Annotated in this window: 23 protein-coding genes and 2 pseudogenes; all 25 read left to right on the top strand. The window is 55.2% G+C overall.

Features of this window, described 5'->3' with window-relative positions:
- Nucleotides 1-9 precede the first annotated feature (9 nt).
- The 25 genes and pseudogenes from B5E65_RS02370 to B5E65_RS02255 all read left to right on the top strand — a co-directional run bounded on the left by B5E65_RS02370 (nucleotide 10) and on the right by B5E65_RS02255 (nucleotide 21886).
- Complete coding sequence (locus B5E65_RS02370) at nucleotides 10-1152, top strand: hypothetical protein (RefSeq protein ID WP_087170175.1); 1143 nt, start codon at nucleotides 10-12, stop codon at nucleotides 1150-1152.
- 26 nt (nucleotides 1153-1178) lie between these two features.
- Nucleotides 1179-2258: an ankyrin repeat domain-containing protein gene (locus B5E65_RS02365; RefSeq protein ID WP_087170174.1), complete on the top strand. Its 1080-nt coding sequence runs from the start codon at nucleotides 1179-1181 to the stop codon at nucleotides 2256-2258.
- A gap of 4 nt (nucleotides 2259-2262) precedes the next feature.
- Nucleotides 2263-2883, top strand: coding sequence for a hypothetical protein (locus tag B5E65_RS02360; protein ID WP_087170173.1), 621 nt, complete (start codon nucleotides 2263-2265; stop codon nucleotides 2881-2883).
- A gap of 14 nt (nucleotides 2884-2897) precedes the next feature.
- Nucleotides 2898-3488, top strand: coding sequence for a hypothetical protein (locus B5E65_RS02355; RefSeq protein ID WP_087170172.1), 591 nt, complete (start codon nucleotides 2898-2900; stop codon nucleotides 3486-3488).
- Nucleotides 3489-3502: 14 nt separating this feature from the next.
- Nucleotides 3503-4342: pseudogene (locus B5E65_RS02350) on the top strand (DUF2262 domain-containing protein).
- A gap of 12 nt (nucleotides 4343-4354) precedes the next feature.
- Nucleotides 4355-4858 carry a DUF2004 domain-containing protein gene (locus B5E65_RS02345; protein ID WP_087170171.1) on the top strand — a complete coding sequence of 168 codons (504 nt, stop codon included), beginning with the start codon at nucleotides 4355-4357 and terminating at the stop codon, nucleotides 4856-4858.
- A 16-nt stretch (nucleotides 4859-4874) separates the two neighbouring features.
- On the top strand, nucleotides 4875-5285 hold the full coding sequence (locus B5E65_RS02340; RefSeq protein WP_006773016.1) for a hypothetical protein: 411 nt from the start codon (nucleotides 4875-4877) through the stop codon (nucleotides 5283-5285).
- 55 nt (nucleotides 5286-5340) lie between these two features.
- Nucleotides 5341-5937 (top strand): hypothetical protein, encoded by a 597-nt coding sequence (locus tag B5E65_RS02335; RefSeq protein WP_242957463.1) that lies wholly within the window; start codon nucleotides 5341-5343, stop codon nucleotides 5935-5937.
- Between the two features lie 22 nt (nucleotides 5938-5959).
- Nucleotides 5960-6508 carry a hypothetical protein gene (locus B5E65_RS02330; RefSeq protein ID WP_242957462.1) on the top strand — a complete coding sequence of 183 codons (549 nt, stop codon included), beginning with the start codon at nucleotides 5960-5962 and terminating at the stop codon, nucleotides 6506-6508.
- Between the two features lie 152 nt (nucleotides 6509-6660).
- Nucleotides 6661-6753, top strand: a pseudogene (locus B5E65_RS15980) (DUF4241 domain-containing protein); the annotation flags it as partial.
- Nucleotides 6754-6767: 14 nt separating this feature from the next.
- Nucleotides 6768-7727, top strand: coding sequence for an NTF2 fold immunity protein (locus B5E65_RS02325; protein ID WP_087170168.1), 960 nt, complete (start codon nucleotides 6768-6770; stop codon nucleotides 7725-7727).
- Nucleotides 7728-7735: 8 nt separating this feature from the next.
- Nucleotides 7736-7972, top strand: a complete 237-nt coding sequence (locus B5E65_RS02320) for a hypothetical protein (RefSeq protein ID WP_087170371.1) — start codon at nucleotides 7736-7738, stop codon at nucleotides 7970-7972.
- Between the two features lie 15 nt (nucleotides 7973-7987).
- Nucleotides 7988-9469, top strand: a complete 1482-nt coding sequence (locus tag B5E65_RS02315) for a hypothetical protein (RefSeq protein ID WP_087170167.1) — start codon at nucleotides 7988-7990, stop codon at nucleotides 9467-9469.
- Nucleotides 9470-9481: 12 nt separating this feature from the next.
- Nucleotides 9482-9727, top strand: coding sequence for a hypothetical protein (locus tag B5E65_RS02310; protein ID WP_087170166.1), 246 nt, complete (start codon nucleotides 9482-9484; stop codon nucleotides 9725-9727).
- Nucleotides 9728-9737: 10 nt separating this feature from the next.
- Complete coding sequence (locus B5E65_RS02305; RefSeq protein WP_087170165.1) at nucleotides 9738-10472, top strand: DKNYY domain-containing protein; 735 nt, start codon at nucleotides 9738-9740, stop codon at nucleotides 10470-10472.
- A gap of 15 nt (nucleotides 10473-10487) precedes the next feature.
- On the top strand, nucleotides 10488-11357 hold the full coding sequence (locus tag B5E65_RS02300; protein WP_087170164.1) for an NADAR family protein: 870 nt from the start codon (nucleotides 10488-10490) through the stop codon (nucleotides 11355-11357).
- Nucleotides 11345-11803, top strand: coding sequence for a C-GCAxxG-C-C family (seleno)protein (locus tag B5E65_RS02295; protein ID WP_242957461.1), 459 nt, complete (start codon nucleotides 11345-11347; stop codon nucleotides 11801-11803). The genes B5E65_RS02300 and B5E65_RS02295 overlap by 13 nt, the downstream gene beginning before the upstream one ends.
- Nucleotides 11804-11826: 23 nt before the next feature.
- Nucleotides 11827-12564 (top strand): immunity 51 family protein, encoded by a 738-nt coding sequence (locus B5E65_RS16840; protein WP_087170370.1) that lies wholly within the window; start codon nucleotides 11827-11829, stop codon nucleotides 12562-12564.
- Nucleotides 12557-13243, top strand: coding sequence for a hypothetical protein (locus tag B5E65_RS02285; protein WP_242957460.1), 687 nt, complete (start codon nucleotides 12557-12559; stop codon nucleotides 13241-13243). Before B5E65_RS16840 ends, B5E65_RS02285 begins: the two co-directional genes overlap by 8 nt.
- A 14-nt stretch (nucleotides 13244-13257) precedes the next feature.
- Nucleotides 13258-13668: a DUF6966 domain-containing protein gene (locus B5E65_RS02280; RefSeq protein WP_087170161.1), complete on the top strand. Its 411-nt coding sequence runs from the start codon at nucleotides 13258-13260 to the stop codon at nucleotides 13666-13668.
- A gap of 11 nt (nucleotides 13669-13679) precedes the next feature.
- Nucleotides 13680-14651 carry a hypothetical protein gene (locus B5E65_RS02275; protein ID WP_087170160.1) on the top strand — a complete coding sequence of 324 codons (972 nt, stop codon included), beginning with the start codon at nucleotides 13680-13682 and terminating at the stop codon, nucleotides 14649-14651.
- Nucleotides 14652-14666: 15 nt separating this feature from the next.
- Complete coding sequence (locus tag B5E65_RS02270; RefSeq protein ID WP_087170159.1) at nucleotides 14667-15035, top strand: hypothetical protein; 369 nt, start codon at nucleotides 14667-14669, stop codon at nucleotides 15033-15035.
- A gap of 13 nt (nucleotides 15036-15048) precedes the next feature.
- Nucleotides 15049-15897, top strand: coding sequence for a hypothetical protein (locus tag B5E65_RS02265; RefSeq protein WP_087170158.1), 849 nt, complete (start codon nucleotides 15049-15051; stop codon nucleotides 15895-15897).
- Nucleotides 15898-15922: 25 nt separating this feature from the next.
- Entirely contained in the window at nucleotides 15923-16273 is a 351-nt protein-coding gene (locus B5E65_RS02260; RefSeq protein ID WP_087170157.1) for a DUF6547 family protein, read from the top strand.
- Nucleotides 16274-16288: 15 nt separating this feature from the next.
- A complete protein-coding gene (locus B5E65_RS02255; protein WP_087170156.1) occupies nucleotides 16289-21886 on the top strand; it encodes an immunity protein Imm33 domain-containing protein in 5598 nt (1865 codons plus the stop codon).
- The last annotated feature ends 13 nt before the right edge of the window (nucleotides 21887-21899 follow it).

Here is a 21899-nt window from a genome sequence, read left to right as displayed (position 1 = left end):
AGAAAATGAATGATGACTTTGGAACAACTGCCCCCCAAGGGCGTAAAGCGAGAACAGGCCATTTTGGAGCTGGGCAAGGATGAAGCAAACGGCGAACTGCTGTTCCAGCTTGTGAATACAGAAAAGGGCAAATGCAAAACGGCTGCTCAGAAGGCTTTGGCGCAGCTGGAGTATGCCCCTGCTGCCCCACTGTGGGCCAAGCTGGTCAAGGGCAAGTGGATGGGCAGCAATATCATGTCGGATGCCTGCTCCGACTGTGTATCGGAGCAGATTGCCCCAGTTATTCTGAAGACTCTCTCCCAGCTGCTGGACGAGGGGGACACAAAGCCACTGGATATAGAACAACTGAACTTCTGTTTCCATTTGATGTTGGGGAAAGCCTCGCCTAAAATGCTGGAGGTCTACCGCTTCCTGGCGGAGAACACCCAGCGGATCGCCCAGCTGAAACGCGCGCCTGTTTATTCCGATGATGACTGCACCTCCTGGTGGATCACGGACGGGCTTCGCATTTGGGATGCCACACCAAAGGAAAAAGAGAAAATTCCCGCTGTGGTGCTGACCGCCTCCCTGATCCGCAACCCGGATGAGCGACTGCAAGCATTGGCTGATGAACTGAATGAACACTACGGCGGCAGCTGGCTGATGCCGGTCTTTATGAAGGCGATCATCACCCAGCCCAAGGAGCAGGTGTATGAAACCTATTCGCCCCTTCTGGATACGCCGCAAAAAGGCTATTTGTTCCATGCGCTGGGAATGCTCCATTACCGCTGTTATCCGGAAGGCTGGACCTATGAACGCCTGGGCCCGGATGGAATGATTGCTCTGATTTTCTGGGGGGATTATAGCTATGGAACCTATGACACAAGGTTCATGTTTGAACGGTATGTGGAGCTGGATGAGCGGTGGCTCTTTGATCTGGCAAAAGATCCAGAGGGCCGCAAGCCTACGGTGACATGGCAGACCTACAATCGGGGCGGTGTGCTATATGGAAGCTACGACGAAATGTTCATCAGCCTGCTGCCCCTCAAGGTGGAGAACCCGGAACTGAAGCGCATTCTGTGGGACTATTTCCGCATTCGTAGCCAGAAAAAGAAGGTGGCTAAGAGCATCACTGTTTACAAAGACGCTGCTGAGCGGTTCGGGGATGAATGAGTACAAGTCGAGAAAGCAGGTGCCTTATGTACCAAATTGCATATATTGGCCGCTGGGAGACCCTCCCGGAAACGGCTGCCGCCATCTGTGACCATGACACTCCCAAGCTGGAGGCGCTGCTCCAAGGCGGTCTGGATTTAGATGTTCCCATCCAGCTCAGCGAATACATCAAGCTGATGCCATTGGAGATTGCGGTTTTTCGGAATGATGTGCCCATGATCCACTTCCTGCTGGAGCATGGAGCTGACCCCGGTCTGGCAGAGGAACAGCCCCTGTTGCTCACCGCCGCCCGCTGTTGTGGGCCAGAGGTGGTGGCGCTCTTTGCTGGACAGGCCGCAAAACTCAGCTCGAAGCAGAAAGAGCGGGCCTTCCAGGAAGTACGCTGGGGCAAGCGCCCGGAGAACATCCCGGTGCTGGAGCAAGCTGGGATCACAGTGGACAAGTTTGGCGGCGAGGCATTCCGGGCCGCTGTGTCCGAGGGCAACACCAAACTTGCCCGGCTGCTTCTGGAAAAAGGGGCAGACATCAATTACCACAAGCCGGACATGGTGTTCCCTTACGCCTCCACCCCTGTCACCGAGGCCGCCCGCTCCAACAATTTCCCCATGGTGCGCTGGCTCATTGAGCAAGGAGCCGACATCACCATTGCTGACAAATACGGCGACCGGCCTTACACCGTGGCGGTGCAGAACAAGAATCAGGAGATGGCCGACTACCTGAAGGTGCTGGAGCCGGAGGAATGGCACAACGAGCTGGAAAAGATCCGGCAGCTCATGCCCTACAAGCTGCCCGCTAAGCTGGTGGAATACTTGAAGACTGGCCCCCTACGGCTGGAGTTCCCGGATCAGGAATGGGTGAAGTGGGCGGAGCTCTACTCCTTCATGGATGTGCAGGAGATGACCTGGAAACGGAAGAAGCTGCTCTCCCTGATGGTGCAGATGGACAACTACAGCGACTATCTGCTGCTGTGGAGCCCCAGGGACAAAAAGCTGTGGTATCTGGACATAGAGCATGAGGAATTCCACCCTCTGGCCAAATGGGATGACTTCATCGCAGATCCCGGCCGGTATCTGAACGGGATGATCGAGGGTGAGTTTGAGGAGTAAAGCCATGACATCAATAGACTTTCTGAACAAGGTACATAAAAGCCTGGACTCGCAGGAATATAGCCTCTCTTATTCTCCAGCCAAGTCCAAGAATTATATGTTGTACTGCAACGGCAACTTCATCGGTGGCCTGTTCGATGAGGAGTTGTGCTTCGTCTACGCCGACAGTGTGAGTGAGCTGTTGGGACAGCCGGAGCCCGTCTACCGCGGCTACTCCAGTACCGCCCAGCACAGGATGCTGGTGATCCCGGAGGAACACTGGGCGAAGGCGCTGAAACTGCTCTATGCTGAGAAATTTGACTGGAGCCGTTTGGTGTACGACATCACCTACACCAGCATTGGCGCGGCTGTGGTGGAGGACTTCTACGACGAGAATGTGGTATTCCTGCGCTTCTGCTTTGAAAAGGAGCTGCTGAAAAAGAACCCTCTGGACCGGCAGGGCCGTATCCTTCGGATGGTCTATATCAACCAGGACTTGACAAATACCGGTAAATATTTGTTTCCTGAGTTGCTGGACAAGTTCCTTGCCTTTTTTGATCGGAAAGGAAAAACCAGTCTGGAAACCATGCTGAATCGGTGGTACTCCGCACTGGAGAAGGAGTACCGCAGCCAGATAACGGGATAAGGGGGGGCGACAACATGACAGAAGAAAACAGAACCTACATTACCCATCTCAAGGTCACGGATGTCCCGTGGCACCGGCTCACCACCGCCTATGGCCGGGGGACGGAGTTTCCCGCTCACCTGGCTGTGCTGGAGCAGATGGGGGATTTGGCGTCCGTCAAAAAGTCCCTCTATGAGCTCACCACCAACATGGAGCACCAGAGTACCCTTTGGCACGCTACCCCCTTCGGCATGGTGTTCCTGAACCGGATTCTGGAGAAGGCCCTCGCGGAGAGCGGGCAGAACCCCGCAGCCCATTTCCTGGCTGGGGAACTGCTGGACTTCTTCTCCTGCATCCTCCAGTGCTTCCACGATGGAGACGAGATGGAACATGCCTCTCCCCTCCCCTGCTTCTCCGATCTGCTCCGGGAAGAATACCTGTGGTCGGAGGAATACGACGAGGAAGAAAATGAGATGCGCTACGAGGAGGACGAGGTCTTCCCCGATGACCTGTTCTATAGCTTCTATTACTACTCCTGGCAGGCGGTAAAAGCCTACCAGGATGTATTGGAGCAAGTCCCGGCAGAGTTTTCCAAGCCCGCTGCCGCGGTGCTGGAACTGCTGTAAAGGAGGCTACACCGATGTTTGAAGAATTCTATGAGATGTACGAGCCCGAGGAGCAGGAAATGGTCGCCCTGATCAATCGCTGCATTGGGGGCGGATATAACTGGAAAGGCAACTTTTGGGAAATGACCGTTGTGACGCTGGGCATGGTGTTCTGTGACACAGGCAAGGTCAGCACCAAGGAAGAGCAGCTGGATTGGCCGGTCAGCGATGAGGAGCGTAACAGCGAAAAGGGCTGGGGACGCTTTGGCAAGGAGCAGATCTGCCGCCTGAAGATCCGCCGGATGAAAGAAGAATGGGCAAAGGATCTGGTGGTGCGCCCCTAGTGTATCTCCCAGGTGGTCAAGGCCCACGAGGACTGCCCGGAACTCCAGGCCGTTCTGGACGAGTACCACAAGCCAGTGGTGATCCAGGACTAGGTGCTGGGAGAACTGACACTGGACAAGGACTATGATACCTTCGAGGGCGAAATCCAGTGGTGCGGAAAGGATGTGAGCCTTTCTCTGGAAGTCAATGCCGAGAGCAAGCCCTCCTGGACCCGCGCCCGCAGTGCCGCCAAGAAGCTGCTGGCCGACTGTGACACCTGGGACAAAGCCATGCGGGAGCTTGCGGCCAAGAGCCTGACCGAGCTGGCCAACAACTGGCTCTCCCAAGATGAAGAAAATCCCCGTGACCCGGAAACCGACCCCATCACAGAGGAAGAATTGGCCCGGCGGATCAGCCTGACGAGCCTGTCCGTCACCTCCGGCGGCAGCTTCACCGCCTGGTTTGACTGCGATGAGATGTTCACCGATCATGCGGTGACGGTCTACGGTTCCTTGAAAAAGGGCCTCAAAACTGCCAACATCGAGGGATAAGGAGGCGCAGAGATGAAGCTGAACTGTAAACGCATTGATTTTACATATACCCCCGGCGAGGAAATCTTCAACTTTCCCGAGGAATCGGGACTACCCTTTATCTTCGATGTAGAGGAAGAACTGACCGGCGATCCTGCTGCCATGGATGTGGTGGGAGAAATACTGGATGAGGCGGAGAAATTGGCGGAGAAGGCCAAAGCCGCCATCAAAGCGGCGCTGGCGGACGAGGACAGCCGCTACCATAGCGTTGTGACATTTTTCATGGAGTTCCACCGGGACGATGTAGGCCCGGATATTGCGGCGGAACTTTTTCCGGGAACCGACCCATCCAAGCTGTCCTTTGCCGAGATGGTGGACTTTTTGAAGCTCAAGCGGTTCGGCAGTCTGGTGGATGACGAGATGGATCAACAAGTTTTCATTATGGATCTGTCCTTCAACCCGGAGATCACCGACGAGTTGATGGTAATCTACTTTGACTTAAACCAGGAGATTTTCTGTATTACCCATGAAAGCTGATGAAAGAGAATTGCCTATGGAAAAAGCGACTGCTGTTAATACCTGCTTAGGTGTTTTGAAGGGACGGGACTGCATCTATCTGGATCAGGTGAAACAGGATGCTCTGAACAATCTGACCTTTACGGGGGACATCAATGGCCATCTAATCTCCCAGTGCAGGGACGAAAAAGACTGGTTTCCCTATACACTCACCTTCCGGCAGGTGCTGGCCTATTTTACCTGTGAATTGGACACCTATGAAAATATGGCTGGGACGGAGTATCTGGATGGCAGTTCCTTCGATTTAATTGAGGACAGCACCTGGCTGAAGTCTCTGCCAGTGCGGGAGGACTTTGACAAAGGCATCTATCGGCACTACCGGCTGTTTACATACGATGATGTTTACAACATCATTGCGGTTTCCTATGAGTTTGCAGCAGAGTTGTAAATGCCTGAAACATGGAAGACCATTGGAGGGATCTATCAAGGAAGGAGGTATGGCGATGAAACAGAATAAGCATCAGTTGGAGCATCTGCCCACACTTCTGGTTCAGCAGATCCGCCTGCAATGGTATAAAGACCGCCGGGGCGGAAATGCGGCCGCACAGCGGAACCAGTATCCCAGAGCCATGCGTCTGCCGAAAGACTTCTTCTCCTATTATCCTTTTGGTCTGCCTACTCACTTTGCATCTATCATACAGAGGCCCGATGGATTTCAGATCGATAGGGACTGTCGTAGGCTGATGGAATGGAAGCCGAATGGCACAATGCGGCTTCACCCTTTCGAACTGATTCAGCAGGAGCCCGGAATCCATGTGCGTTACCGCAATGATTGGCACATCGGGGCGATGCCGGAGCGATATACCTACGATAAGACCGGGCAGAAACAGCCTCTCAATGAGCTGGCATTGGATTTGGCTCCCGGCGAGTATGGGAGAGCTGTCTGCAATGGGCGGTTCCGGGACTGGGATACAGGAATCTGGTATTATGTACTGGATATTTTGAATGTGATGCCGCTTACAGAACCCACTGACTCATTGACCAGTTTTACGGACAGAGAGCCTAATAAGATATATACCCAGATTGACCGACTGTGGTGACGAAAGACAGGAGGATAACCACATGATTTCCACAAAAGATTTATCTGGCCTGCCCAACGCGGAGCGCCTGAAAAACTTCTGCAAAGGGCTGGCGGCTCTGGACATCATCATGGTGGAGGAGGAATGGAGCTTCATCCGCCACTATACATACAACCCCGCATGGCGAAAAGGCAAAGAGGCATTCTTTGCCACTGATGGCAGTGACCAGAGCATGATCGTCATGTTTGCGCCGGAAGGCTGTGTCATCAACGGTGTGGATTCCGAACTCTACGACTGGGAGGAAAAACTTCCCCGTATCGAAGACCTGACGGATGGAATGCCCTCTGCTTTGCAAAAGCTCATGAGCAGCCGTGAAGTCAAAAAGATGAAAAGCACCTTCTGCGTCTGGACGGAAGATGGCACCACATGGCACTGCAATCCCATGGACGGCGAGGACGCATCCAAAGATTTGCTCTCCACGATTGATGGTAATCCACAGAGCTATGTGGATTACGGGAAGTGGTTTTACCCAGCAGACCTGCCTTTGGAGGCTGTGCGCCAGCTTGCTGATGGGGTTCCGGTAACAAAATAACTGGTCGCTGTGTTGAACCCTAAGCGCAATGAATGGGAAGAAATAAAGGCGGGTCTGGACAAGATCGGGTATCCAAATGAACTTTGATTGGCAGCCGACAGGAGAGGATTCGAATGATCAAAGAACGCATCCCCATTTCCGGCGATCTCAAACCCGTCTACTTCGGCTATGACGCCAAGGGCGAAATCTGCGCCGTGTATGTACGCTTCATCGACATTGAAGCCAGCTACAAGGAGCAGGCGTAAGGAGGAAAACAGCGATGGAATGGCCGAAACGGGCGCGGGCAGTGAACTGGGAGAGCGGTGTCCTGACCTTAGACGGAGAAAAGCAATTTGAAGTCCCGGAACTGACCGCAGAGATCATGGAGCGGCTGGCCGGTTACACTCTGGTGGGCTTTCATGTGAAAGGCTATCCGGTGACGGATGAACTGCTTGCCCCCTTTGCCGGACATAAAAGCATGGCCAACCTCGGCGTGGAGGACGGTGCGCTCACCGACGCCTGTTTCCCTGTTTTTTCCGCTATGCCCAAGCTGCGCTATCTGCTGCTGGACGGCAATGCCGCCATCCACGGCAGCGGTCTGTCCGCCTTGCAAGGCTGCAAGCTGGATCTTATCACTCTCAACCGCACCGGGCTGGATGATGCTGGTCTGCTCCAGGCGGCCTCCATCCCCAAGCTCTCCCACATCCAGATCGACCATACCGCCGTTACCTATGAGGGCCTGCTGGCCATCGCCGGTAACAACCGCATCGAGCCGGTGGCCCATGTGCAATTCACCAAGGAGCAGATGGAACACTTCTCCCAGCTCCAGCGGGAAAAGGCCAAAAAGCCCGTCCAGCTGGATGAGCAGGCGGCGGAAGAATGCCGCAGGGTGCTGTCCGCTTTCTTTGCCGAGATGACGCAGTGGGAGCAGTACATGGAGCATGCCGGGTTTGAAGATGCCGAGGCTGTGCCCCGCCTGCTGGCGATCTGGGAGAAGTATGTGAACGAAAAGCCCCGTCCGGGCTACCGTCCTCTGGGCCTCTCATATAGTGCCCAGGGCACCTACAACGGGGAAGAATTCCTTGACGCGGAGCAGATCACCAAGAACAAGCTCTACATCTACACCAGGGAGAAAAACACCGGCTTTGACCGCCGCTTCCTCATGAAGCGTGTGGGCGAGGGCTGGATGATCGACGCGGTGCAGGAGAAGCTGGACGGCTGGCAGCGCACGGGATTGTGAGGCATCACATGGCTTGGGAATATGAAACCTTTGGCCCAGACGGTCAATGCAAATTGTTTGGTGTGAACATCTTTGACTACGACTGGCAAACCACCGGCAAGCGAGTAAAAGTCAAAGACCCGATCTATCACCAAGACCATACCTTCGAGGTCTGGCAGGTGGAGATTGACGGGCAGCTCCACCGCTTTGCCGCCGGGGAGTTCTCCAACTGTGTATGGGGATTCTATCTGGAAAAGAACAGATGAGAGGAGCGTGGCGCCATGAAAGCCAACGCCGGAGAGGTCTATACAGTCTATAACCAATATCTGAAACGCTACACCGCCTGCCAGGTGGCCTATATTGCGCCGCCGGACACGGTGAGCGAAGAATCTTGGGCGGTGGTCCTCTCTCTGGATTGGGTGGGCGACGCCCCTCTGACTGCGGAGGAACTGCCCCATCTCCGCCCGCTCTACAAGGACTTCATGTACTGGTCCCGCGACCTCCACCTGCTGCGGGTGCCGTTGGAGGTCCCGCCCCAGTACACGCTGGTAGGCACACTGCCGCCCTTCACCGACCAGCCCTGCCGCTCCTATGGCAGCTGGAGTGACGGCTATGATGTGTATCTCCAGATCCGGTGGCAGGCCATTCCGGAGGAACGGCGGCGGGCCTTCAAGGAGGCCATGGAGAGCGAAGAGAAAACGGAGATCGGCGGTATCCCGGTGAAGGTCAGCAGCCACCGGGTGACGGACCAGTACGAACCATTCGATTCGGCGCTGGAACTAAAGTCGCTGCCTTGCCTCTCCACCCTTATCTGCGAGCGGTGGCACCCGGATCTGCTGGAGTTTTTGCGGGAAAACCCCTTTGTTGATGAAGTGACTTTGCTGAACCACAGTCAGAGGACACTTGATCTGCGAGGCACCAGCATCAGAAAGCTGATGCTGGACATGACCGGGCTGGAGGAACTGTGGCTGTGTGAGGGAACGGAGCTGCTCCTGTTCCAGAACAAGGGGCCGGACGCCTGTGCCATCCATGCCCCCGAAGATGGCGGCGGTTTGACTCTCCAATTTATCGGGGAATACCGCCCGCACACGGAACTGCCGAACCTACGAGGGCTGCATGGCATCGAGCTGAAGGACTTTGATCTGACCGGGCTGGCTGCTGTCCATCCCCACCTGAAGGAACTGAGGCTCTGGGGTGCGCCGGGAAACCTGGGGAACTTCTCCGCTGTGCGAGGGTTCCGGGAACTGACGAACCTCTCCACCTTCGACCTGTTCGGCTTCGGCGCAGCTGACATCCCCACCCCGGAACAGATGCCGGAGCTTCGCTGGTTCTGGATGACCAGCCTGCCGGAGACGGCAGCAAAAGCGGCAAAGCAGCTCTGGAAAAGCAAGCCGGGAATGGATCTGCGGATCACCAAGCCCCGGAAATCGGAGTGGCTGGCGCAAAACCTGGACAATCCCTTCCGAGGCTGGGACGGTACGGAGCATATCCCTGCTTCTGCTGCGAAAAAGGCAGCCAATCAATACCGAAAGACTCGTTCCCAGCTGATGAAGCTGGCCGCTGAACCGGGCGAGGACGCCCAGTCCCAGGCGCTGGATGCGGTGACAGCCTATACCAAGACCTTCAACAAGATGGGCTTTATCGAAACCGAGGAACGGGATGAAATCTACATGGCCCTGCGGGGTATCCTGGATGCCCTGCCGGGTGATGCGCTCCAGAAAGATGCCCTGATTGAGAAGTTTGATGAGCTTCGAGATTTTTGAGGAGGGGTTAGGATGGACCAGGCAGTAATTTACAATGGCCAAATTCTTACCCTGACGCGCTTTTGGGCGACGGGAGAGCCTTGCCTGTGGATCACCGACCCGGAGCAGATCGGGATGCCTAAAATGGAATTTGTGGGAGGCCACCCGGACGAATACTGCATTTTCCTGAAAAATCTGACTGAAGCAGAGCTGGCACAGATCACATCCCTGGACGGCGTTCCACTGGATATGAAAGAAGAACGAAACGACATTGAATGAGGTGAACACCATGGAATCGATTAGAAACCCACTTCCCAAGCCGCCAAAATACATAGATGTGGACTATATGACTTTGCCTGACATCGACAGCAACCCACTGTTCTATGATGAAGATGCGCAGGAGATGCTGACCTATTGGACGGATGGGAAAATGGTCTACTGGTATTTTGACCGGGCGTCCAGGGATGTAGAGCATTTTGTCTGGTTCAATCGGCTCTTTGCCAAGGATAGCAAACACTGTTTTCTCCATGGCCACAAGCTGCGGAATGTGGATCACGCCTCGTTCACGGCACTCAACAACTGCTACGCCAGGGATTGTAAAAGTGTCTGGACCACCGGCGGCCGGTTTGAACCAGAGGACATCAGCTCTTTCGTTGTCTGTGATGATGGAGTCAAACTGATTGAACATATCCGGACCATGTCCGATGGGACACAGCGCCCCATCCGAGTGCGGATTCCCTACGGATATGCCAAGGACAGCAAGGCCGTGTACTATGAAAACTTTGCCGGCAAGATCAAGATACTGAAAAAAGCAGACCCTGCCACCTTCGTTTCCAACAATGACGCCCATTTCGCATGGGATGCCAAGTCCATCTTCTGGGGCGGTTATCTGCTGCCGAAAGCCGACTTGCAATCCTGGCGAATCGTGAATGCACAAAAGAGTCTCTCAAGGGATGATAAGCACTTCTATATCCTGAATAAACTGGTCACAGAAGAAGAATGGAACCAGAAACTGCTCGGATAAGAAAGGACAAACCCTATGGCTCTACAAGATAAGAAAATAATGCCTCCCCCCTGGCTGGCCCACCGGGAGATCGAGCGATACTCCATTGGCTGGCGCATGGGCTATGGGGAGGATTACATAGACCGATTTGGCGATTGGCTGGACACCCTCTCCCCGGAGGAGCGGACGGAATACCGCACCCTCTTTCCCGAACCGGTGACCTGGAAGGGCTGGTGGGAGGACGAGGACACTGGTGAAGTGCTGGTACACGGCGACTTCCTGGTGGAGGCATGGCAGCCGGAGGGCCGGCCCAAGTACACCCGCCAGTGGCTCCATCAGGAGTTTGCCGCCGGGCGGAAGCGGGAGCTGTGCCTGTTCTGGGGCCATCAGCCTTCCGAGGACGGCCAGCTGACAAAAAGCTGCCTCAGCCAGTGGTGGATGGAGGACTTCTATACGACGGCTGACTCCTACCTCTGCATGGAGCAGTATATGATGGCTGCCAAGGCCGAGCTGTTTGGTGACAAAGAGATCCGAGACCAGATTTTGAAATGCAGCGACCAAAAGCAGATCAAGGCCCTGGGCCGCAAGGTGCGGGGCTTTGATCAGAAGGTATGGGACAAGTTCAAGTACGCCATTGTGCTGCTTGGCAACTGGCACAAATTCAGCCAGAACCGCGAACTGCGGGAGTTTCTCCTTTCCACCGGGGACAGCGTGCTGGTGGAGGCCAGCCCCTATGATGCCATCTGGGGCATCCGCCTCGCGGCCAGCTCCCCGGAGGCTCAGGACCCCATGAAGTGGCGGGGACAAAATCTGCTGGGCTTTGCGCTGATGGAAGTGCGGGACGAGCTGCGCCGGGTGACACAGAATGAAATGCTTTGCGATTGGAGTATGGTATGGCAACAATGAAACTCTATGAACTGGTCAACCACTACCACATCGGCACGGAACTGACCTGCGCCGAGGCGATGTTCATGGCCTGCAATGAATATTACCATCTGAATTTGTCCGAGGAGACCCGGAAAATGTTCTCCGTCATGGGCCTTGGGATGCAGACCGAGCACTCCTGCTGCGGCGCCTTTACCGTGGCAGTAGGGATCATTGGGCTGATGACCGCAAAAGAAGGTCAGACGGATGTGAGCAACATGGAAGGCTATCAGATGATTGCTGAATTGACGGAGTTTATGCTGGGCTTCTATGGAACGCTCCACTGTGTCGAGCTGCAAAGGCTGGAGATCGTGGGCTACGAAAACCCCTGCCACGCCATTGTGGAGGCGCTGGCCAAAAAGCTGGAGGAACTGTTGGCGAACCGCAGGATCTTTTGCCCGGCAAACGGAGGACAACTGGGCTGCTGATGTGCCGGGAAGCGAGGGATTACATGAAAGACTTTTCCCAATACGGAAACAGACCGGACAACCAGTGGGAGATGCTGCCCTGGATACCCGATCCGCGTCCGCCTTTCAAAATCTGGGTGAAGCCGGAGCAGATCGCGCCATTCTTCCTCATTCCCCACCACCCCTATGCCATCTCCCTTCTGCTGAAGATCAGTGACGGGTTCCGGACAGAAGAATTCTGCCGGCTGGGACTGACCGGCAGCAGCGGAAACTGGGAACGGCTGGTCCGGGGTGTGATCCGGGAGTTTGAGGAAAACAATAGTGGTGAGGATCTGTTTCACTTTGACTCCGACGAGGATGTGTTCTGCGTGTATTCCCAATACATCGACGATTTGATGATGCTGGCCAAAATGATCCGAGTAGCCTGTGCCGATGAAAAAACGATGCGGACTTATCTTGGCAAGATCGAGTACATCAAGCTCTTTTGGGAGGGCGCACCGGAGGGTGAACCAGCGGTCATCCTCTATGAAGTGGATACCGAAAATGAGCGGCTGGCCCATCGCTCCATCGACATTTTTGCAGATGGCCGCACCCACAACATCCCTGACCTTTACGACGGTGTCATCGAGATCACGCCGATCCCCACCGTGGAGGAATTGAACGCCCATGTCTGGGGTGAGGAGTTCCACGCCTGCATCATAGAGAAAGCGGAATTTGAGGCCATCTGGGAGAGCCGATTTTATAGCGGAGCGTTCGGAAAAGCGAGGAATGACAATGGTTGAAATCAATCGTGTCTGGCTCAATGTGGATACAGACACCAACAAAATCACACTATTCAGCCGCCCCCGCGTATCCATCCGCGTGGATGAGTACATTTGGAGCTTGATCGAAGAACATATCGTGAAGCCCCATAAGCTCATGCGTAGTGAAAAGCACAAGTATCTCCTGAAAATTGCCTTTGGCCGATTTGATCCGGTGCGGCACCGATATTATCCGCTTTCCCCGTACAACGGGCAGCTTCGGGAAGGCGTCAAGCCGGACAGCGCAAACGGATGGTATCCCCGTGAGGACTTTGCAGACTCTGAGGAACGCACCACCTGGTTCTCTCCCGATAAAATCTGGACAAACTGCGGCAACAAGGTTCTGGATGTCAATATTGATGCCGCCAATGTGAGCGAGAGTATCACCCCCAGAGAATACGCAGACTTGCTGTTCGATGGGATTGGTGCTGCACTGGTGTTTAACTTCAAAAGGCTCAAGCGCGAGGAGCTTGATGAGCTGAAACCCAAGATCGACTGGAGCATGGTAGAGAGTTTTCCCTTTCCCGCACCCTTTGAGGAGCAACAGTACATTGGGGACGAGGGCAAAATTCATGTGTATTCCTGGAATGGCCGGCAGGAAATGAACCTTGTAGGCCCTTATTCTGTGCGGGATTTATATCTGGAGCATTTCGGAAAATAGTTGGGAGGAATCTGATGAAACAGACAGATATTTATACTGAGGCTCTGATCTGTCTGCGCTCAATCCTTCAGGCAGACCATCCGGAATTCAATAACTGGATCGACTGGTTGGAGCGGGACATTCAGGACAGGAACCAGCGGCGGGAGGTTGCCCATCATCTTCGGGCATACGGTGGTATGGGTTCATTCAATGATCTGCCCAGTATGCGCGGAAATCACGACTACATTTTTGACTTTCTAAAGTCTGTGTGCTATGCCTTCGGCCATCTTTATGCCAAACGGGAAGGCATTTCGCCAGAGGTATTGATGGCGGAGTGCCTCCACGATGTAGGGCAGGCAGCCTATCACCCCCATAAGGCACTGAACCAAGCCATTGCCCAACACTTGATGCAGGGCGATCTACAGGAGAATCTGGATAGGCTGTAGGAGGACTTGCTATGAACGAAAGACTATTTCGCACCCAATTCAATCAAATGGAAACCACCGAGAAGCAGGCGCTGATGGAAAGCCTGGCTACTCGTTATGATATGACCTTTCTTGGCCTGCATACCTTTGACCGCTGGGGCCAGAACTGTACCACCGGCATATTCGAGAAAGATGGCCGGGAGTTCGTCTTTGTCCCCGGTGATACCATCACCCTGGGCTGGGAACGGTTCGCCGTAGGGCTCAGTCAGAACAGCCGCGAGGAACTGGACTATCTGTTCCAGGAATGGGAGATGGAACAGGACCCGGAGGAGATGATCCGGGAAAGCATGGCCCCCATCCGGCAGGCAGCCATTGGTCCTATGCTGGTGGGCCGGGAGTTGGAGGAACTTTGCTGGGAGCCGGTCACAATGGACGATCCCAGATTGACCGCCCATCCTGACTGGCTGAAGCAGTTCCGGGAGTTTGCCTGGAGCGACCTTGACAGCCTTACTATGCACCAGTCAGCCCGCATTGAGCGGACGGAAAAGGGCTTTCAGATCTGTATCTATAACCGCACTGATTACGATGAACTTCTTGCCGGGCTGGAAAAGCAGGGGCTTTCGTTGCCTACGGCGGACGAGTGGGCCTATCTGTGCGGCGGCGGGTGCCGCACCCTGTTCCCCTGGGGGGATGGAATGGACTACTCCATGCACCTGCACCACTTCGAAAGCCCGGAGGATGAGGACAAGCCCTTCGATATGGAGGAGCCTAACTTCTTCGGAGTGTCCATCGCCTATGACCCCTATATGCGGGAGGTCGTGAAGGCCGAGCAGTTTACCACCTGCGGAGGCGACGGCGGGTGCAACATCTGCGGCGGACTTGGAATTTTCCTCGGTTTCCTGCCCTGTTCGCCCCACTGCAAGCCGGAAGTGCAGGAGGACAAGGAATTGAACGGTGACTATGACTTCTATCGGCCTATGATCCGGGTGGAGATGGACAGATAGACTGGAGGGATACCATTGGAAAAAAAGAATCTCAGTTGCCCCTCCTGCGGCCCGCTGGCGGCACAGATGGAGGAGGCCAGCGGCGGCTCCTACCGCCAGTATGACCAAATCCTCCAGAAGCTCATGGAACTGGAGCAGCGGGGCAACATGGAATTGTTTGCCGGGGACTGCACGCTGGAGGAGACCGACGCTGCGTTGGCATCCGAGCGGCACTACACGGTCTGCCACTATATGCGGTGCCGCCGCTGCGGGGCCCTCTATTTTGTGGGGGCCTGCATCCGGGGTGCGCCGGTCTTTCGGCAGGTGGCAGACATCGGAAAAGAGAACCTGGACACCCGGCTGTGGGGCCGGTGTGGAACCTATTACTTACAGAAAAAAGGATAAAGGAGGCGTCAATATGGATGTCGTGAAACTCCCCAAAAAAGTCCGTATGGTCTGCTATGAGATCATGGATGGCAAAGAAGAAGCCTTGGACACGCTGGAATCCTTTGCCGATAAATACCCCCATCAGGTAGCAGCGGTCAAGGCCGAGGTCGCCTATTTCAACCTGGACTATGAAAAGGCGCTGGCTTTGGATTTGGCCATCCTTCCCTGGCTGGAGGAGTGGTATTACAGCAATGTGAGCGATGAACACATGATCGCCATGACGGTGGCGGCCATCCGGCTCCACCGGGAGCAGGAGCTGATTGAGGCGCTGACGAAGGAACAGACGCGCATCCGGGCTGAGAACGGCCTCCCCCAGCGGGATCGGTTCTGTGACATCCTGATGGACTACCTCAAACGGGGCCTTATGCCCTTTGCGGACAACGACAAGAACTACCCCTACCATGAACCAGAGGAACCGCAGACAAAGGAGCAGCTCTGGGCAAAGCTGGTGGAACAGAATAAGAAACTCTCGCCAGACGATCCCGATGCCAGGCGGAAGCTCTATAACCACTGCTGTATGTTCGGAACCGCCAGGGATGCCGTAGATCTCTTTGAGGAGATTCAAGGCGTGCCCATGGCTGACTCCTCCTATCGGGACGCAATCGCCCGCTATCTCTATTTAGGCGAACGGGAGAAGGCGCTCCAGACAGCGGAGCGGTTGGCAACATCGCGGCTGTGGGCGGTTGCCGGGCCGACGCAGGTGCGTCCCATGTCCTTCTTTGAGGACCCGAACCTGCGGAAGTTTTTGCTGGAACCGGAATCCCTCCGGCGCATCCGGGAAGCTGCCTTCATTGATGACGGGAACTTGATCCGAAAGTAAATCACTTGGGAATGGAGGATCTGCTATGAGCAAGGAGCTGGTACTGTATAAAGCATTTATTGACGGCCTTGTGGAGCGGAAAGACAGCATGACGGCACTTTGTGTCAAGGGCGGTGGCTTTCCCAAGACGGAAGACAACAAGGCGAAGAATGATCTTCTCGCCACACTGACCCCGGAGCAGAAAGATGTACTGGCCGAGATGCTTCAGGACGAACATATTGCGGGTATCCATACCACTCTTGCTTTTATCAATAAAATGATGGACTTGGATGGTTTGGAGCTTCATCAGGACGGCGAATCCTATCCCAACGACTATTTTGAGAGCCTGCACTATGACTTCATCAGCCGTTGTGACGGAGATGAGTGGCCGGAATAATAGGAGGTGCGACAGATGTATATCAAAAAATACTGGGGCAACTTTATCGGAGGTTCGGATGACAGCCTGAACCTTGTGGCATTTTTGGAAGACCAGAAGAAAGAGGAGATCCCCCTCAGCGAGATATTTGCCAAGATTGGGCTGGACAAACAAAACTGGAACTTCCGCCAGACCGTGGATTACCTGGAGTTCACCCACTCCAGTGGTGTGGAAATGGATTTTCACTTCGCTATTGATGTGGTCACTGATCTGGCCGCCATCCTGCTGGAGTGCAGTGTCAGCGGCAGTGTAAACCTTCAAGATCTGGATGAGTACAACACCCCTTCCCGCCGTATCCGCATCACCGCCACGCCAGAGGAGCATGACGCCATGAACAAGGCCCTGGCGGATTTTGCCCAGAACCCACTGGAATATGACCTCAGCGAGATGATGGACGACGAGGAGAGCCATGAGATGGCTCGGGATGTGGATGCACTGCGGAAGGAGCTGTACGAGGCTGCTGGCCGCAACCGGGACTACCATGTGAAAGCGGAGGATGTGAAACCTCTACTCTCTGACTGGAAGGGTGCCGATGGCTGCATTACCACCAACCGTATCACGGTGGAGGGCTACAAGGTCGGCTACTGCTACCGGGAGAAGCCGGACGGCGACTGGGACAGTGGCTGGCGCTTCACCGCCGGTGATGAGAGCGACGAGTACATGGACGACCCCAACAATGCCGGGATTTACAAGCTGAACACAATCTGCAACGACGATCCCGACATCATTGCGCTGCTACATACGCCCGCCCCCTGCGCCTTTGAGCGGGATGAGAACGGCGTGTTCCAACAAATCAAAGACTGGAAACCGGATGAGGACGAGGAGGACCCGGATATGGATATTTTGAAGCAGTGCCAGAAGTTGAATGAAAAAGGTGAGTCCCAGCAGAAGATTATTGACGCGCTGGAAGCAATCCCCGCTGAGGAGCGCACCCCGGAGATGGACAGCGAACTGGCCCGGGCCTACAACAACTGGGGGGCGATCCGCTCTGATCGGGAGGCACTCAAAAAGGCCATTGCCCTCCTGGAACCCCATGAGGAATACTTCGAGGGAGACTACTACTGGAACTTCCGTATGGGCTATTCCTATTACCATCTGAATCAGGAAGGCCGGTCTCTGCGATATTTTGAAAAGGCATTGGAAGCTCGACCTGGTGACGAGGACACCAAAGAGTTTATCGACCGGTGCAAAAAGGGTATTTCTCTGCCGCAGTTCTGGGAGTGCTTCCGGGAGCGGACAGAGAACTGGTGGGAAACCTTTGCCGAGATGGAAGCAGAATTGCGCCAGATGATGGACGAGGACAAGGACCACACCCGCGGCGTCGAACTCGTAGCCCAAATGGAAGGGGCTTTGAACCAGGCGTTTGACGAAATCTCCTTCGAGATGGGTTTCAACGGCGAGAAGTACGAGCTGATCCTCACCCCGGAGGGTGACAAGGTCAAACTGTTTGAGCTGGTCTACTTCCAGAAGCACGCCTCCAAAGAGGTGCTGGAGCACTGGAACATCCTTGTGGGCCGTCAGCCCCTCCAGAACATCGGCTTGCGTACCGAGGACGGATGGAATATCTCTGGGGATGATGTGCAAATCTGGCTGGAGGAACAGGGTGAAAACAGCTTCGCCATCTCCGCCTACTGCGAAAAGCTTCTGCCCATGCTCGGGGAGGCTGAGGGCCGGGTCTGGTGGATGCTCACCACCCTCACCGACCAAGTGCTGGGAGAGATCTCCCATATGTGGTATATTGACGATTTCGATGTGTTGGAAAACCCCAAGGAAGAACCTTCTATCCTCCTGTCCAAACTGCCCGACAAACTGAAAGAAAAGGGAGCGAACCTCTCCACCGATCCCAATGCCTATCTGGAGAGCTATCTTGGCTACGAAATGAAACCCAATGAAGACCCGGATGCCGATTGGCGGCTGGATGTGATGGCCGGTACCACCAAGTGTGTGCCACTCCTCAACGGATACCTGAATGCCGACAATGACTTCATGGACAATCTCCATGCCGACGGCGCGGTGGCAGGCTTCTTCTGCTATCCTCTGGACACCTTGCGGGAGGAGGAAGGAACGGAGAAAATCTTCGACTTCCGGGACAAGTTGGAGGAATTGTTCACCACCGGGGACGGACCGGAGGTGCTCACCCTCATCGGCGGAGCTACCGGTCTTTTTTGCGGCTATGTAGATTTCATCGCCTGGGACATCCGGACGGCGCTCCAGATGGCAAAGGAGTTCTTCGAGGACAGTGAGATCCCCTGGGCCAGCTTCCACACCTTCCGCCGGGAAGCAGGCACTGTGAATCTGAAAACGCCGCCCGAGGAGGAACCGGACGATGAGGATCAGGTCCCCGAGCTGGACGAGACGCTGACGGGTATGGACTATATCCCTTACACCCCGCAGAACGAAGAAGAATTCTTCCAGCAGCTGGAGCAGTGGAACGATGAGGACGAATACACCCACTGCATCCAGGCATTGAACGCCATCCCGGAAGATTGGCGAAACTACCGCACCGCCTATGCCATGGCACGGGCGCTGGAGAACTACGCTATTCTGGGCGACCACAAGGAGGTCCCCCCTAATTATAAGGGAGATAAGGCCCTGCGCCGAGCTATCGAAATGCTGGAGTCCGTCCAAGAAGAGGGTCAGGACAAGGCCCAGTGGAATATGCGGATGGCCTATGCCTATCAGTATCTATATGGTCAGGAAGAAAAGGCCATCCCCTACGCCCAGCGGTGGGCCGAGCTGGACCCTGAGGACGAGGACGCCCCGGCGGTGATTCAAGCGTGTCAGGAGGAGATTGCAAAGCGAGCTGAGGCAGAAGCCGAGGACGAGAGTGACCACACAGGCGTCTTCACCGGCTTCGTGCTGCTGTCCAAGGCAGAATGGGATAAAGAGCAGTTCATCCGGGACATGAAGGAAAAGTGGGACATCGCTGTGGATGAATACGACGCCAGCGAGGAGAAGGACGACGACGCGCTGGTGTTTGAAGTCGGCGATATACTCGCCGCCGTCAGCCTGAATGACTATCCAATCCCCGGTGGCGAGGCCGAGGGCAATGCGGAAAACAACTATATGTGGGAGGATGCGGTCAAGGTAGCCAAAGAGCACCGTGCCCACCTGATGGTAGCAGTGCTGGGTAAAGAAGAGGATCTTCTGGAAAAGGGCAAGCTGTTCACCAAGTTAGTAGCCGCCTGCTGCCGCCAGGAATATGCCACCGGTATCTACACCAGCGGAGTGGTGTTTGAACCCCGGTTCTATGAGGGCTTTGCCGACATGATGCGGGAGGACGAACTGCCCATCTTCAACTGGATCTGGTTCGGCCTCTGGCGGGATGAGAATGGCATGAACGGCTACACCTACGGTCTGGATGTGTTCGGCAAGGACGAGATGGAGGTACTGGGTACCGATGCCAAGCCGAGCGATCTGCGGGACTTTTTGGCCAGCCTTGTGTCCTATGTACTGGAGAATGATGTGGAACTGCACGATGGGGAGACCATCGGTTTTGCGGCAGACGATAAGCACACCATCACCCGCAGCCCCGGCGTCGGTCTGCCGGAGGAGCAGATGACCCTGAAAATCTCCTGGGCGTCATCGGACGGTGACCCTGACGATGATGACGATGACCCGGACGGCGAAACGTCCGAGGATGAAGAAACCGGTGTTCCCGAGGTCTACACCGAGGAGGAGATGGAGGCCATCGAGGGACACATCCAGCAGTATTTTGGTGATTTCGAGCATGTATTCCATGAGCTGGCCTCCCCGGACATCCATGTGGACATCTGTGTGGTGCATCCCTCTGGGGAGCGGGACTACTATACCCTGGTCACCATGGGCATGGGCGCTCACCGGATGAATGTGCCGGAGGAGCTGGCGGAGTACAAGCTGGAGCGGGCGGAGCTGGCCATCGCCCTGCCCAAGGACTGGAAGCTGAAGCAGGAGGACATGAGAGACGAGCGGTGGTACTGGCCCATCCGCCTGCTGAAAACCCTGGCCCGCCTGCCCATTGCCAGCGACACCTGGCTGGGCTTCGGCCATACCATGGACCATGAGGAGGACTTTGCAAAGGATACAAAGCTGTGCGCCGCTATTCTCACCGGCCCCCAGGGGACGGAGGAGGGCAGCGAGGTCTGCACCTTGCCCGGCGGCGAGGAGGTCAACTTCTATCAGGTGATCCCTCTCTACCGGGATGAATTGGAATACAAGCTGGCCCATGACGCGGACGCCCTGCTGGACAAAATGAACGGCATCAGCTTTGTGGTGGAGCCTGATCGTCAGGATGCTATCACTCGTGGCACCCTTTCCAATGATGATTTTGACGGTGAAATGGACGATGCCTCCTATCATATCGAGAGCATTGAGGAGAAGGGTCTGCCCATTGACCCCATCAATGCCTACAACCATATGGCCATCTACTTGCGTTGGTGCATGGAGCATGATTTGATGGGCGAGGAATTCCTGAAAGAATACGGCGAAGTGGTCAAACAGGTCAAAGCCGACCCTGCCAGTGTGGACCTGCGGGCATTCATCCAGAATGAGTTGGACGGCTGCTTGTTCTCTGTGCTATTCGATCAGAAAGGCCGTGCTTTTGCAGGCTATTACTATGGAGAGGGCGACAGCCCCTACTATCCTGCCGATGTTGATGACAACGCCCTCCGCTTCTTCGGCCCGGAACGGTATCACTCCAATGAGTTCCAGGATGAAGCCTACCTGTTTATCCCCTTTGACGAGGACTACTACCAGGCCATGGCAAAGGTGATCGAGAAACGCTTCACCAACTGGCAGGGACAGGACTTCGACGAGGACACACTGGAGCCCTCTGATACAGCCCGGGCCATTATGGAGTATCTGGACTGCGAATGTACCTATTTCCCCTCCATGAAGGACGATGACCCCATCATGGCAGCTTACGGTTATGCCAAGCGGGACAGCGCCCAGGAAGGCTTTGTGCCGGTGCTCATCAAGGCGGATGACGAAACGCTGCTGGAGTGTCTGGTGTTGAACGCCGACCCGAAGAATGAGGCGGACATTTACGAATTTGACTTCAAAACTGTAACAGAGTACCGGAAGAAGATGCTCTCCACCTCCGTCAAAGACGGAAAGGCGGTTTTGCAGGAATTGACCGGCCAGCGCAAGGAAGAAGCCGAGGATGACGATATGGACTGGGATGAGGAAATCCTGGGCGAGATGGAGGGCGGAGAACCAAACGACCGCTTCTCCAGCTACTGGGATGATGATACGGAGATGACCTATCCGCTCATCCTGGCCAAGATTCCGGTCAAGAATCCCTGGGAGATCTTCGCGTACCTGCCCTTCGGAAACTGGAACGAGTGCCCCAACACGCCGGAGCTGATGGCTGCGGCCAAATACTGGTTCGAGCAGTACGGCGCGGTGCCTGCCGCGATGAGTCACGATGAGCTGGAATTCCTGCTTCCGGCCCCCGTCCCCAAGGAGAAGGCCATGGACACGGCGGTGGAACTGTATGGCTTCTGCCCAGATCTGGATCAGAATGAGGATGGAAGCATTGGCTCCTTGGCAGATGCCCTGTGGCAGTCCTCCGTCTGGTACTTCTGGTGGGATTGATGCAGGGGGTCAT

Source organism: Gemmiger sp. An120, assembly GCF_002160955.1.
Taxonomy (GTDB): Bacteria; Bacillota; Clostridia; order Oscillospirales; family Ruminococcaceae; genus Gemmiger_A; species Gemmiger_A avium.
This window is presented reverse-complemented; position numbering and strand designations above follow the sequence as displayed.